Origin of the sequence: Christiangramia sp. (assembly GCF_029937855.1) — a bacterium.
Classification (GTDB): Bacteria; Bacteroidota; Bacteroidia; order Flavobacteriales; family Flavobacteriaceae; genus Christiangramia.
The window spans coordinates 1-14,372 of the sequence record NZ_JAPYPC010000016.1; the positions used below are offsets into that span (position 1 = coordinate 1).

The 14,372-nt window shown below is 38.4% G+C and carries 11 protein-coding genes and 1 pseudogene; 7 read left to right on the forward strand and 5 right to left on the reverse strand.

The window, feature by feature from the left end; all coding sequences use genetic code 11:
- Positions 1-363: 363 nt before the first annotated feature.
- From Q1K34_RS09770 to Q1K34_RS09780, 3 genes and pseudogenes are all read right to left on the reverse strand, one after another.
- A pseudogene (locus Q1K34_RS09770) lies at positions 364-551 on the reverse strand (hypothetical protein); the annotation flags it as partial.
- 363 nt (positions 552-914) lie between these two features.
- Positions 915-1,406 (reverse strand): transcriptional regulator, encoded by a 492-nt coding sequence (locus Q1K34_RS09775; RefSeq protein WP_219548108.1) that lies wholly within the window; start codon positions 1,404-1,406, stop codon positions 915-917.
- An 888-nt stretch (positions 1,407-2,294) separates the two neighbouring features.
- Positions 2,295-3,416, reverse strand: coding sequence for a glycoside hydrolase family 130 protein (locus tag Q1K34_RS09780; protein WP_300437873.1), 1,122 nt, complete (start codon positions 3,414-3,416; stop codon positions 2,295-2,297).
- 230 nt (positions 3,417-3,646) lie between these two features.
- Here Q1K34_RS09780 and Q1K34_RS09785 point away from each other — a divergent pair, with 230 nt between their 5' ends.
- From Q1K34_RS09785 to Q1K34_RS09800, 4 genes are all read left to right on the forward strand, one after another.
- A complete protein-coding gene (locus Q1K34_RS09785; protein WP_300437875.1) occupies positions 3,647-4,384 on the forward strand; it encodes a DUF3891 family protein in 738 nt (245 codons plus the stop codon).
- Between the two features lie 220 nt (positions 4,385-4,604).
- Positions 4,605-5,048 (forward strand): MgtC/SapB family protein, encoded by a 444-nt coding sequence (locus tag Q1K34_RS09790; protein WP_300437878.1) that lies wholly within the window; start codon positions 4,605-4,607, stop codon positions 5,046-5,048.
- Positions 5,049-5,144: 96 nt separating this feature from the next.
- Complete coding sequence (locus Q1K34_RS09795) at positions 5,145-5,711, forward strand: hypothetical protein (RefSeq protein WP_300437882.1); 567 nt, start codon at positions 5,145-5,147, stop codon at positions 5,709-5,711.
- Positions 5,702-6,124 (forward strand): hypothetical protein, encoded by a 423-nt coding sequence (locus Q1K34_RS09800; protein WP_300437885.1) that lies wholly within the window; start codon positions 5,702-5,704, stop codon positions 6,122-6,124. The genes Q1K34_RS09795 and Q1K34_RS09800 overlap by 10 nt, the downstream gene beginning before the upstream one ends.
- Before the next feature lie 196 nt (positions 6,125-6,320).
- On the opposite strand, the gene Q1K34_RS09805 is transcribed toward Q1K34_RS09800, so the two are convergent.
- Both Q1K34_RS09805 and Q1K34_RS09810 read right to left on the reverse strand, forming a co-directional pair.
- Positions 6,321-8,459, reverse strand: coding sequence for a catalase (locus Q1K34_RS09805; protein WP_300437886.1), 2,139 nt, complete (start codon positions 8,457-8,459; stop codon positions 6,321-6,323).
- A 302-nt stretch (positions 8,460-8,761) separates the two neighbouring features.
- The gene (locus tag Q1K34_RS09810) at positions 8,762-9,484 is read right to left on the reverse strand and encodes an arylesterase (protein WP_300437889.1); all 723 of its coding nucleotides are present in this window, start codon (positions 9,482-9,484) and stop codon (positions 8,762-8,764) included.
- Between the two features lie 45 nt (positions 9,485-9,529).
- Here Q1K34_RS09810 and Q1K34_RS09815 point away from each other — a divergent pair, with 45 nt between their 5' ends.
- The 3 genes from Q1K34_RS09815 to Q1K34_RS09825 all read left to right on the forward strand — a co-directional run bounded on the left by Q1K34_RS09815 (position 9,530) and on the right by Q1K34_RS09825 (position 13,902).
- Positions 9,530-10,210 carry an ABC transporter ATP-binding protein gene (locus Q1K34_RS09815; RefSeq protein ID WP_300437891.1) on the forward strand — a complete coding sequence of 227 codons (681 nt, stop codon included), beginning with the start codon at positions 9,530-9,532 and terminating at the stop codon, positions 10,208-10,210.
- A gap of 2 nt (positions 10,211-10,212) precedes the next feature.
- Positions 10,213-12,759, forward strand: a complete 2,547-nt coding sequence (locus tag Q1K34_RS09820; RefSeq protein ID WP_300437894.1) for an FtsX-like permease family protein — start codon at positions 10,213-10,215, stop codon at positions 12,757-12,759.
- A gap of 123 nt (positions 12,760-12,882) precedes the next feature.
- Entirely contained in the window at positions 12,883-13,902 is a 1,020-nt protein-coding gene (locus Q1K34_RS09825; RefSeq protein ID WP_300437896.1) for an AraC family transcriptional regulator, read from the forward strand.
- Positions 13,903-14,372 lie beyond the last annotated feature (470 nt).

Here is a 14,372-nt window from a genome sequence, read left to right on the forward strand (position 1 = left end):
AGGCGCTGCAATCCTCTTTTTCGGTTGTGCTCATCTTTTGCCGCTCGATTGTTCGAATAGGTAAAAATCAGACGGGTTTTTTCAGCCTTTGGTATTTTGATCATTTGGCCATCAGTAAGCTTTTTTGCCAGTATCTGTTTCTTTATTTTTTTGGTTCGTTGTGTGCTGTGAGTGAGGGCAACTTAAAAGCATTAAAAAACACCAGTTTTGTATTTAACAGTTGAGCTAATGATGCTGAATACAGAACAGCATTGTCTGATGTTTTAGAAAAATTTGTCGCAACTAGGATTGAGCACATAGTTTTGATTAAAAAGGTTTATTAAGTATTTAATATTATCTCCATCCGCCGCGCAGCGCTTCATATTAGTCTACAAGCGAAACTAATTGTTGTAACTTTCTTCAACTTCATTTTTTCTAAACTCGAATTTTTTAGTTTCAGATTCAAAGGTAAACAACGCATTAGATACTTCACTCCCGGCAATCAACAGGGTCTTCTTAAACTCAAGTAAGGCTTGCTGTTGCTGTGCAAATGCAACTTCTTTTTGAGTCTTGGCTTTACTTGTGCCACATTGATAAGTGCTTTGCGGCTGCAGCACCTTGACTCAACGGCTGTGTCTCAAACTTATATAACACTTCGCATTTTCGTAATTTTTTGCCCTTCGTCCACCAATACTTTTTGAATGTAACCAGATGTTTTAGCTCTAACATCACTGTTTATTATGCCCTCACTGGCTGCCGGCTATTCTGTAAATCCTGTAACTGTTTTAGGTTGCAGTTGTGTTACTGGAAAAGGTACAGGTGGCCTTTGAGAAACTTGTGGGTTTTCTTGTTTATCACTACAACTTACAATGACTAAGCATACACTTAGTGACTAGATGGTTATCAGTTTATTGGATTTCATTTTTAATCTGACTTTAAATATTAAACTGGTTCTCTCTTAATTGTTTTATTGACATACTTGCTTCATCTAAAAATTTGATATAGTCATTATGAAAATTTAAATCGAATTTTTCTTCTTCATTTATAATTTTTTGTGTGTTAATCGTCTCTTTATATTTCTTTATTTCTAAATGTAACGCTTTAACTTCTTGCCATTCATTTATCATAGCATCGATGTACTGAACAATCAAATCCTTATTTATAATGAAATATCTTTTGCGATCTCCAGTTTTTGTGATATACACTATTTTTTTTAAATCCTGTAAATGATTGAGGTGTGTAGAAATAGTACTCTTACTTGCGCGAAGGATTGTCACCATATCGTCAAATGTGGTACCTATTTTACCTGTAAGAATGATATAAGCTAAAATACGTGCCGCAAATGGAGCTAACTGTTCTCTATTCTCTAAATGCACACCTAGTTTTTCAACTAAGTCCATTTTTTCTCTGCATATTTTTTCTTTCATTTCGAATTGTTTTTTCTCCTCATTGTCGATAATTATTAACTCACCCACAGTAAAATCCAGGCAAAAATAGTTATGGTTTCGAACAAACCGAACTATTCGAAATTAAATTTTTATTGATTATTGTTTATATATGATTTTACAACGTTTTTAGCTCAGTTTATAAATATGTGGTGTTGTGAAAATCCTTCATAAAATTTCAATAAGAATCCTGAAACTAAAGCTTCAGTTGAGTCTCTCCAGGATTTGCTCCCACAGAACTTGAATTTCCTTACAAGGGATAACCACCCCCATTTTACATTACTTGCAGTTATTATTTCGTTTTCAGGTTTTGTGTGGTTTATTGTTGGTTTTTCCGGCTTTATAGAGTAGGCACCTACTTCGTGCGATTAGTTGTTTTCTAGTATCTCCATTTTCAAAGATTAGTCACTGGAAGGTTTTTGTTTTTTAAGAGGGCTTGTTTGATTTGTTCATTCTCTAGGTCTATGGCATATCTTGTAAGGCTTCTAATGTAAGTTTTTGTACCTGGAAGTATTTTAAGTAGTTGTTCTATGATGGGTCCTACTTGGAGCCAATTCGAAGTATAAACTCAATATTAGCTCAATGCCTTATTTTACTAATATTATTTAATGACTGTATTTTATGCAACATTTTAGTAGTTATTTTAAGATGTTAGAAATGGTTTTGTACCTGGATTACACCTCATTTTTAGCTAAGCCCAGCAAAATTAGGAGTTGAAAACTTCTGTATTGGAAAATAAACAGCAGGTATTATTCACCTTTTTGATGTAAGATAAAATCAAAATCTTATTAATAAAGCTTTAGCTAATCCGGATTCTGAATAGGGTAAATTGAGATCTCTTGTTTTTAATAATCAAAAAACTGAATAAATTTAATCTTTAACATCACTTTTTACCACTCCTACCATACTATCAGCAGTTCCGTAATATAGATACCAGGCACCATTAAAATAAACCAGGCCTTCAATAAACGTAGTACCATCTTTGTATTGTCCTGATTTCTCGAAAGGCAGTTCCGGCTTAATAAATGGTTTATCAGACCTGTCTAATAACTTCCAGGGTTCTTCAGCATCATATAGCGCCTGCCCACCTGTATAAATTCTATTTCCCAATTCCTCTACTCCTATATTTTTAGAGTTTCCGGCGTTATAAAGCATTACTATACCATCTTTGGTCAAAACCGGTGGTGGTCCCGCTTCTACTAACCAGGAATCAAAATAACCCGGGCGAGGATTGAGTACCGGAACCAAATTCCCTTCATAATTTTCCACCGGCTCCCAGGTAATCAAATCGTCTGAGCTGGCCAGCCAAATATGAGGCACTCCGTAATACATCCAGTATTTACCGTTAATTTTTGCCGCTACCAGTTTACCATCTTTAAGCTGAGTAACAATAGCTCCAGATTTTGTTTCGGTATTATGATATTTTCCATCCTTCCATTCCCGAAAAACCGGCCCTTGTTTTTCCCAGTTTCTAAGATCTTTGGAAGTAGCCACCGCTAACCTTGGATATTCCCTGTTCCATTGGGTATAGGTCAATACATAGGTTCCTTCTTCAGTCTCTACGATACGAGGATCTTCAGTTCCTCCTGTCCATTCAAATTCTTTCTGATTATCCTTAGTTGGATAAAAAACAGGTTCTTCCTCTCTTATATACTCCTTTCCATCTACCGAGGTGGCTAAACCAATCCTGGAAGTATGCCCCCCAATTTCTTTTTCACCTAATTTCTCTTCAGCCCTGTATAAAACGTGAATCTTATTATCTTTAACGATGGCCGCAGGATTAAATGTCGCCATTGACTCCCAGTGAATAATCTTACCGGTCATGGGATCCTTAAACTCGCTCAGCGAATCTTTTTGAATGATTGGTTTTGGATTTTCAAACCTTTCAAATGGCCCCAGCATCCAATCCCTTTCCAGTTGTTCCTGGGCATATCCAAAACCACTAATGAATAATAGTACCATCACCGAAATATAAAACCTGTATATTTTCATCTAAATTTATTGTTTATGCAGGGTCTCCCGCTCTATAAACTTCCTAAATCCTTTTCCGAAGTTATATAAACCAAAATAAGGTTTATTTTGCAAAGAAAGTTCAAGTAAAGACTCCTAATCTAAAAAAAAGAAGTCATTCTGAAACTGAATCAATCCCGAAAGTTATCGGGACAGCTTCAGGAAAAACAATAGCAACGTCCCTGCGAGTTGCGTAAAATAAAGAAGAAACAATGATCGTAAATCAGAAAAACGAAGGTTGGGAACTATTCTCACATTCAAGTCACGGCCTTCTGGCCGGGAAGATTGCGCATGAAATTAAGGAACAGTACAAAAATAAGAACTGGGTGGCCACCCTCGCGGCCATTATTGAACATGACGACCGTCAACTGGATTTTAACGAAAAGAACTATTTAACCGAGATTGGCACTCCCCGGGATTTTACGCTGGAAGACAGAAATGTTCATGAAATAGTAAAACGCTCTAAAAGGTTGCTCTCCCAGTCCATAGAAAAATCCTTATTCATTGCCGCACTTATTGCGCACCATCTACAATTTATTTATAAGGAAATGGCGGAGGAGAGAAAGACCATTGCTAAATTCCTGAAGGAACTGGAACAAACCGAAAAGGCTTATATCAAAAACCTGGATCTAAGCAGCAAAGAAATAGACGAAATGTATCAAATCATGGTATTCGCAGACAGATGTTCTTTAATTCTATGCCAGGATTTGATTCCTGAAAAAAACAGGAGCCTGGAAATAAATACCAGTATTGCAGGTAAAACTTTCTGGATAAAGCAAAAGGAATCTGGTAATATTCAGATAGAGCCCTGGATATTTGAAAAAGAGAACTTTATTCTGGAGGCTGAATATAAATTAATTACGCAAAGTTCTTTTTCAAGCAATAAAGAGTTTGAAAAAATTGTAAACGAAAATCCTGTTAAAATTAAGCGCTGGGAGTTACAAAAATAAATTCCACAGTAAATTAATTTGTTTGCCTGTATCATCCTAAACCTAAAATGACATCAGTCTAAAGATGTTTTAGACTTTTCCAAAAGGTAATATTGAGACCCCTGGATCAAAGATTAGACAAAGTCAAAATAAATCCTGAGGGAGGAAAGAATTTTTAGGACATAAAAGGGATATGCTTTAAATTTAAAAGGAATTAGCTCCCCCTAAAAATCGCGTGAAAATGGAAATTGATATCTGGGAATTTATTTTAAAGATTGGAGCCGCGGCCCTTGCCGGCGCATGTATGGGATTTGAAAGAGAATTCAAAGGCAAACCGGCCGGCTTAAAAACCTATTCACTGGTAGCGGTTGGTGCCGCCACTTTTATTATTATTTCCTTATTGTTCAAAGATGCAGATAGCACAGATATGACCCGTATCGTGGGCCAGGTCGTGGTGGGCGTCGGTTTTTTGGGTGCCGGGGTTATACTTCATGATAAAAACTCAAAACATGTAACGGGCCTGGCCACCTCAGCGGCTATCTGGTGTAGTGCCGCTGCCGGTTGTCTTGCAGGCTTCGGACTATATATTCCCCTCCTGGCCTTAACTGTTGTGGTAATATTGATAAATCTTGTCTTTGGTTTCCTCAATGGGAGAGTAGCAAAATATTTTAACAATAGGAAGTAGGTTGGAAGTTAGAAATTTATTTTTTTTTATAATCGATTAGCAAATTTCTTTGTTTCTAAGAATTTTTAGATTTTTGCAGGCAATTAATCAGAAAGCGTGCGAAAACTACTTAAGGCATTCCCTATATTCTTATTTCTCGTTTTGCATTTTGTTTTTCTGCTGCTGCTATTCCTTGAAAATCGAAACGCCCCTCGAATCCTGATATTTTTAGCTGGCATCACTGTCTTACTTGGAATTTTCTACTCCAAAAAGTTTAAAGCAGATACGTCGAGCTTTAAAACAACCGACCTTTTATTGGTTATTTTTTCCATACTGGGAGCAGTGACAACCTACTGGCTCAATTCTCAATTCCAAGTAGGGGCAGTAATGGCTGCAGGCCTTGTTGGTTTTGTCAGTTCTTTTGTGCCTTTTCTAAAGAGAAGATCAGATCTTCTTCGGGAATTTCCTGCCGCCATGTACTGTGGCTCGTTTGTGGGCATGACGGCACCTTTTATAGCCAACGGCTACCTTTTTGTATGCTTTGCAGGACTCATCAGCGGAATCATACTTATCCTCTCAAAATCCACCCTCCACGGTTTTGGTGGTAAACTTGGGACTATTGCCTTTGGAGGGGTTTCCATTACGGTCTTCCTCCTTTTTTTAATGTCTTTGTTATGGAAATAAGCTTCCTTTTAATCGCCGGGACTATCGCTGCACTGGCAACCTATTTGCTGAATAATTGGCTGCAAATGGGTGGTGTAATGGCTTCCGCAGGAATATCGCTGTTAGGAAGTGTAGTTTTCTATCTATTTCCGGATCTCATTTCGCCTAATCTTACCGAAAATCTTCCTTTTATAATCATGGGTGCTTCTTTTATTGGCATGGCTTCCTCCAGGATCATTAGGAAATATTGGATAATCGGGATTTCAGGTTTTGTATTCTCCCTAATTTATCTCGTAACAGGGTCTTTTTTTGAAGGCTTTGGAGGCAGTTTGGGAACTACGGCAGCTATTTCCCTTGCTTCAGTTTACGCCATCCAACAACTGAAAAAGCGCATTCCCTCTTTCGAAAGGAAATTTCAAGAGTCTAATGAGTAATTTGGCACGTCTTCCCTGAAGGTAAGTCTGTTATTACTATAAAAAAAGCTGTCCTAAAAATCAGGTTATCAAATATGTAATTATGGTTTTATCACTTCGGCAGAATTTATCTCCTCTAAAAAAACCCATCCTTGCAAATTGTGATATCTATCTTTAAGACAGCTTCTTTACAATTTAAATCTGAATTATTTCAGCTTTAAGCCGGAATTGCTTTTGCGGCTTCTTCCCTTTTCCAGTTACGGTGTTTTGCTATAGCCTTGATAAATGCCGAAGCATCTTTATTGATAAAAACTGCTTCATCATCTTTAAAATCCTTTCCGTAGGTGGCATTAAACAGCTCCTCTCCTTCAGAATCTATAGCGATGGCTTTACAATGTTTTAAAGCTTCATTGATGAACTTTTTAGCTTTTGCCTGTTTCATCAACATATCGATGCTTTTCTTTCCTCCAGGAACATACACCGCATCAAAAAGCACACTTTCGGTAGTCATTAAAGCGGCATCAACCTTATGCTTCTTATCTTTATCGCAAGTAACTTCGCCTCCATGTGTAGCTACGATTGCTGCTACCGCTCCTTTGGCTTCCAGGGCCTTTTTCATATTTCCGTATGCTTCCCCACTAAAGCCGTCACTTACCAGAATTGCTATTTTTCTCGCCTCGATACTTTCAGATTTCAGGTAGGTTTGGCTCAGCGCCTCAGATTGATCCAGGTAATTTTTCTTTTTTCCCGGCTGGTGCTTCTCTACATCAGCATCTGCTCCAATGGCCTGGTTAATGGGCCTTTCAATATCTTCCGGAACCTTCATTCCAAGATTTTCAGAAACTTTTTTAGCCAGGTTTTCATCAATCTGATTGATAATCCACAACATCCTGGATTTTATATGTTCCATGGTGCACTTCCCTAATTCAAAGGAATAAGCTTCCGCAACATGCTCTTTTTCAAAATCTTTCAGACTGCGATAAAATAAAGCGGGCTGTGAAAAATGATCACTGAAACTCTCACTACGGCCACGGATCTTCCTGGCATCGATTCGTTCTTCAGCGGTGGTGAATCCACCCTCGGCCATCTTCGCAAGATGAGGACAACCACCTCCTATAGAATTCGGAAAATATGCCGTCTTCCCCTTATTTATTGTCATGCGCATATGGGCATCCCGCTGATTGTTATGAACTTCATTTACCGGGCGGTTAATAGGAATTTCAGGGAAATTAGGGCTTCCAAGTCTGGAAAGCTGAGTATCGGTATAGCTGAATAATCGTCCCTGTAATAAAGGATCGTTAGTGAAATCTATTCCTGGAACCACATGTCCCGGATGAAAAGCTACCTGTTCGGTTTCAGCAAAGAAATTATCTGGATTTCGGTTTAAAACCATTTTCCCTATACGTTTTACCGGCACCATTTCTTCCGGAATCAGTTTGGTTGGATCCAAAAGATCAAAATCGAATTTATGCTCATCTTCTTCTGGCACTACCTGTACTCCCAATTCCCATTCAGGATAATTTCCAGATTCGATCGCATCCCAAAGATCCCTTCGGTGAAAATCTGAATCGGCACCGTGAATTTTTACGGCCTCATCCCATGTAACCGATTGTACGCCTAATTTTGGCTTCCAGTGGAATTTTACAAAACTCACCTTTCCTTCTTTGTTCACCAGTTTAAATGTATGGATCCCAAAACCTTCCATCATTCTAAAACTACGTGGAATGGCGCGGTCACTCATCAGCCAGATTTGATTGTGCAGGGTTTCTGTAGCCCGGGAAACAAAATCATAAAAAGTATCATGGGCAGAAGCTGCCTGCGGAATTTCGCGGTCTGGTTCGGGCTTAACCGAGTGGATGAGATCTGGAAATTTCATCGCATCCTGGATAAAAAATATTGGCATATTATTCCCTACCAGATCAAATATTCCTTCTTCAGTATAAAATTTTACAGCAAATCCCCGTACATCCCGGGCAAGATCTGCCGAACCTTTAGAACCGGCTACAGTAGAAAACCTGACAAAGACCGGAGTTTTCCTGGAAGTATCGGTAAAAATCCCAGCTTTGGTGATTTCTTCCTGGCTCTCGTATAATTCAAAATAACCATGCGCACCACTTCCCCTGGCGTGAACAATACGCTCGGGAATCCTTTCATGATCAAAATGAGTGATCTTCTCCCTAAGTATAAAATCTTCTAAAAGCGTGGCTCCGCGTTCACCTGCTTTTAGGGAATTATTAGTGTCGTTCACCTTAAGGCCCTGGTTCGTTGTCATGGTTTTTCCCTCTGCAGTAGAGGTGTTTTTGGCCATATCTTCTGATTTTTTAGAAGATGGTTTTTTTTCTTCTCCTTCTTTCATAATATTTTTTTGATTAGTTCCCTTCTAAAATTAGAAAATCCCAATCGCTAATGAATCAATGATATGTTAAACAAAAAATGGAAAATCATAAAGTTTTTTTGTACTACAAAATGCCGAAGATCTCTGCTCGTGGTTCCTCTTCAGTTTCTCGGCCTATCGCAAATTTATCGTGGAATTTGGAGTGTAGGCAACGTGAAATTTTAGGTTGTTGGTTATTTCATCAATGAAGAAAATGAACAAGTATCTTAATAAAACATTGTTCCTGTCCGCTTTTAGATATTAGACGTTAAGCTTAATCTCACTTAATGCGGTCTTTCTTCCTGAATCACGTCCTCTAAAACCTCCCAAACATTTTCAGCCAGGATTTTTTGTGCTTTCGCATTAGGATGAATTCCATCCTGTTGGTTTAGTTCAGGGATTCCTGCTACGTCTTTCAATAAAAAAGGGATCAGGTAAACATCATTCTTTTCTGCCAGTTCGGGAAAGATGCTTTTAAATTCAGCAGTATATTCCTGTCCCATATTTGGCGGGATCTGCATCCCGGTAAGGATAATTTTAATATCAGGATTTTCAGCCCTCACATAATCTATGATCTCCTGAAGGTTATTTCTGGTTTCCTGTAACGGAATTCCGCGCAAACCGTCGTTTGCCCCGAGCTCCAGCACAAAAACATCCACATTTTGGTTAAGCACCCAGTCTATCCTGTTTTTTCCGCCGAAAGTGGTTTCCCCACTCAAACCGGCATTTATCACCTTATAATCCAGGTTTAGGGAATCTATCTTTTGCTGAAGAATCGCCGGAAAGGCTTCCCCCTGCTCTAATCCGTAGCCCGCGGTTAAACTATCCCCGAAAAAAAGGATTACTTTGGATTCTTCTTTTTGAACCTCTTCATTTCCAGTTTCGGCGGAATCTTCCGTATTTTCTTTTTTTGTATTCTCACCACAGGCTATAAAAAGCAAAAAAGCCAATGCCGAAAAATACATTTTCAAGCTTCCTGTCAATCTAAGGGATTTAATCAAAATCATTTCTTTATTTTGTTTGTCCTGATAAAGTAACCTAAAACATAGAAGATGGCAAAAATTTTAAACATCCAAAATCTCAAAAAGACCTATGCAAGTGGATCCAGGCAATTAACGGTTTTGGAAGACATCAGTTTCGAGATTGAGGAAAAAGAAACCTTTGCCATTGTGGGTCCGTCTGGAAGCGGGAAGACCACTCTTTTAGGGCTTTGCGCCGGCCTGGATCAGCCTGATTCTGGAAAAATTGAACTTTGTGGCACTCTTATTAATGAACTTAGTGAAGATAAAAGGGCACTTCTAAGGAACCGGAAAGTAGGTTTTGTCTTCCAGGACTTTCAATTAATACCTACGCTCACAGCGCTGGAAAATGTAGCAGTACCACTGGAACTAAGAGGCGATAAAAACGCCACCAAAATTGGAAAAGAACTTTTGGAAAAGGTTGGTCTTGGCGACAGGTTTGATCATTATCCCTCCCAATTATCAGGTGGGGAACAGCAGCGGGTAGCTCTGGCGAGGGCTTTCAGTACCAAACCAGACATTCTTTTCGCCGATGAACCTACGGGAAATCTGGACGAGGAAACGGGACAAAAAGTGGTGGAGCTTCTTATTTCACTAAACCGCGAATCTGGCACCACGCTGGTAATTGTTACTCATGATATGGAACTGGCAAAAAAAACACAACGTATTTTGAAATTAAAGGGTGGAAGAATCCTTGAAACGCTTAAAGTATAAGCATGAAAGAAATAGATTCAAAAGCAGGTTTCAAATGGCTTTTAAAAATGGCCTTCAGGGATGGGAAAGCGAGTAAAAGGAAACTGGTTCTTTTTATGGCTTCCATTGTTTTAGGAATTGCTGCCGTGGTCTCTATTCAGTCTTTCAGCAATAATTTAAAGGAAAACATTGCGCTGCAGTCCAAATCTTTAATGGGCGCCGATTACATTATTGATAGTGATAAGATTCCCAATAAAAGAGTATCGTTTATCATGGATTCTCTGGGCGGACCTGAAGCCCGGGAAATTAATTTTGCATCTATGGCGGCATTTCCAGGAAATGAAGGTACCAAACTGGTGAGAGTGCGCGGAATAGAAGGTAATTTTCCTTTATATGGGGAACTTGAAACCGAACCTGCTTCCGCAGCAAAGGAATTTCAGCAGGAGGCTTCTGCCCTGGTAGATGCTACGCTTATGCTTCAATTAGGTATAAAGGTCGGTGATAAAATTAAAATAGGGAATTTAGTACTGCCTGTGGGCGGTGCATTGAAATCTGTTCCCGGTAGTGCGGCGATATTTAGTTCTATTGCCCCTCCGGTATTAGTTCCGCATAGATTAATAGAAAAAACCGGACTGGTACAGGTAGGAAGTAGAATTGGGTATAAATATTATTTCCTGGCCGATCCTAAACTCGACCTTGAAAAATTTGATGAAAAAATAGATCCCATTCTCGATGCCAACGATGCCGATCTAGACACCCATACGTCTACCAGTGAGCGAATGGGAAGACGTTATGAGAATTTTGGAAAATTTCTGAACCTGGTCGCATTTATCGCGCTGCTGCTGGGATGTATTGGGATTGCCAGTGCTATTCATATCTATATAAAAGAGAAATTAAGGTCGGTTGCCGTGCTTAAATGTTTAGGTGCCACCAAAAAACAAAGCTTTTTAATTTACCTCATCCAGATTGCCATTATTGGTTTGGTGGGAGGTATTTTTGGAACGGCACTGGGACTGGCTTTGCAACAGCTTTTTCCTTTTATCTTACAGGATATTTTACCGGTAGACGTCGCTATCGCATTTTATCCCCGTACTATTTTTATGGGTATCTTACTTGGTGTACTAATGTCGCTTCTTTTCGCGCTATATCCCCTTATGGCTACCTTATACGTGTCACCATTGCAAGCTCTTCGGGTGGATAATACTGAAAAATCTAAATCTGGAAGGGCGGCACTTCTTGTACTTGGAGGAATATTCTTATTTATCTTTCTTTTTGCCTTCTGGTTACTGGAGGACTGGAAGTATTCAATATTTTTTATCCTGGGAATTATCATTACGTTCTCCCTGTTGGCCGGAACTGCACATTTATTTATGAAAGCCATAAAAAAGAATTTTCCTTCCCGTTGGGGATTTGTGTCGAGACAAAGCCTTTTAAATTTATTCAGGCCCCAGAACCAGACCCTTATCCTGGTACTGGCGATTGGGATCGGAACTTTTTTAATAAGCACGCTTTATTTCACTAAAGATCTTTTATTAGCCCAGTCCTCGTTGGAAGCGCAGGCCAAAAGCCCGAATATGATCCTGCTGGATGTTCAAACAGAACAACAAAAAGCGGTTAGTAATACCATAAATTCTCAAAATCTACCGGTTCTCGAGAATATTCCCATCGTGACCATGAGTGTTGAAAATTTAAAAGGCAGGTCGGTGAACGAAATTAGGGAGGATACTACCTCGAAAGTAAATGGATGGATCCTGCAACATGAATTTAGGACTACCTATCGGGATTCTTTAATTTCTTCCGAAGAATTGGAAGAGGGAAAATGGATCGGGCAAAAGACAGAAGGGAACCTGATACCTATTTCTGTAAGTAAAAATTTTGCTGAAGATGCCGAAGTTCAGATAGGAGACCAAATAGACTTTAATGTGCAGGGGGTATTATTAAGTACAAAGGTTGGAAGTATCCGTATTGTCGACTGGAGCAGGATGCAACTTAATTTTTCAGTTGTGTTTCCCACCGGTGTTCTGGAAGAAGCTCCACAATTTCGAGTGCTTACCACTAAAGTTCCAGATGAGAACAGTTCAGCAGCACTGCAACAAAGCCTTGTAGAAAAATTTCCAAATGTCACCATCATAGATTTGAGACAGGTGCTCACACTTATTGAGCAAATATTGAGCAAGATCTCATGGTTAATTAATTTTATGGCGTTTTTTAGTATCCTTACCGGGATTATTGTTTTAATTGGAGCCGTGCGCACCAGTAAATATCAACGAATTAAAGAAAATGTGCTCCTTAGAACCCTTGGAGCCAGAAGCGACCAAATCTTAAAAATCCTGGCTCTGGAATATTTTTACCTCGGGTTGATTGGCGCGCTTACAGGAATTCTATTATCTCTTATTAGCAGCTTATTGTTGGGGTATTTTGTTTTTGAAACTGCCTTTATCCCTTCTTGGATCCCATTTTTTGTTCTACTGCCGGGAATAATTGTTTTGGTAATGGGCATTGGTTTGAGCAACAGTCTGAGCGTAATTAAAAGTCCGCCCCTGGTGGTGCTTCGAAAAGAGTCCAGGTAAAAAATGAACCTGAAACTCCTTTTTTCTTAGGTTTTATTAAAAATTTAACCTCTATTTTTATGTTAATTTTACGGGAGGCTGTAATTTTAAGAATTGACCAACAAAGACTTCAATCGATCAAACATGGAAAATTATCATTTAAAACTAAATGATGTTGACGATTTTATTCCCGAACTGGCGAGCAAATTAAAAGTTGATTTTTCGGAGCATTTAGGAGAATTTCAACTTAAAATCCCAAATAATATTGGGGAAGGCAGTATCTCGGGGATCAATTTCCCTAATGGCATAGGATTTTATACCTATCATTGTAAATTACAATCAGATCTCAGCCTTCGTATTTCGCAACCATTTATAAAACCGATTCGATTTATCTACTGCGTATCCGGAAAGGTTGAAAGCCGTTTTGATGATGATGAAAATTTAATAAAAATTTCAGATCATGAATTTTTAATCACAGCTCCAAAAAATAATGAAACCCATAGTATTATTTTTTCTAAAGAAAAGAATATAACTATGTGTTATTTGGAGATAGACAGGTTAAAATTTCAGCAATATTTCTCTTTTGATCTCCACGATCTTGAACCTGTTTTCTATAAAATTTTTAGTGATATCGACGGATTACAGCGTATTTCTGAAACCGGAAGTTTTAGTCTTAAAACTGCTGATAGCATCAAAGAAATCCAGCATTGCGAATTGAAAGGTTTTCCGCGGATAAATTTTATAGGTGCAAAAGCACTGGAAATCCTTAGTTATATGTTAGCCAGGTTTATGAAAGAAAATGATCGCTTCGGATCTAACGAGATAAAGGAAAAAGACCGTAAAGCGATTGAAGCAGCTGTAAAACATATAGAAACGAATATTTCAAAAACAGGAACGGTTGCAGATCTCGCTCAAATTGCCGGGGTTAATACTAATAAACTTCAAGAGGGTTTTAAGACCGTTTATGGCAAAACGGTAAACGAATATATAAGGGATATCAGGCTCACCAAATCTCTGAACATGCTCACCTCCGGAAATAAAAATGTTAGTGAAGTGGTATACGAATTAGGTCTTTCCAGCCGAAGTTACTTTTCTAAAATCTTTAAAGCAAAATATGGTATCTCCCCCAGAAAAGTACTTTCGGGTAACACCGAAAAAAAATAATAAACTTCATATAACCAACTACCGCTGATGCTGAGCCGCTGGGGAATTTTTAAGGTTAAAAGATACGTTTCTAAATTCTGATTAATGAATGCGAAAATAGGGGCTAAATCCCCTTTTGGAAAGACCCATAAATAAGTACCTTAAACAATCTTTTGATCAAAGAAATTTTAATGAAAATCTGATATTGTCAAAATGTTTAAGGGACTCATTCATCAATCAGTAGTTACATGGCGTAATATTTATATTTTATTGAACCATTCATTTAGAATATCAGATTTTCAATTTTTATTCCCTTCCTGGAGATTCACAACTTTTCCTAAGTAAGCCGCTTTTTAGAAATCCTTAAAATTAAACCATTCATTTTTCAAAATAACTTGGGATGCCGAAAAGGAGTTCAGTATGAACGGAGACTACTTTAAGATATATTTCCAATCAGTGGTGTCAGATAAAAATTTTAAAAAATTAACCTT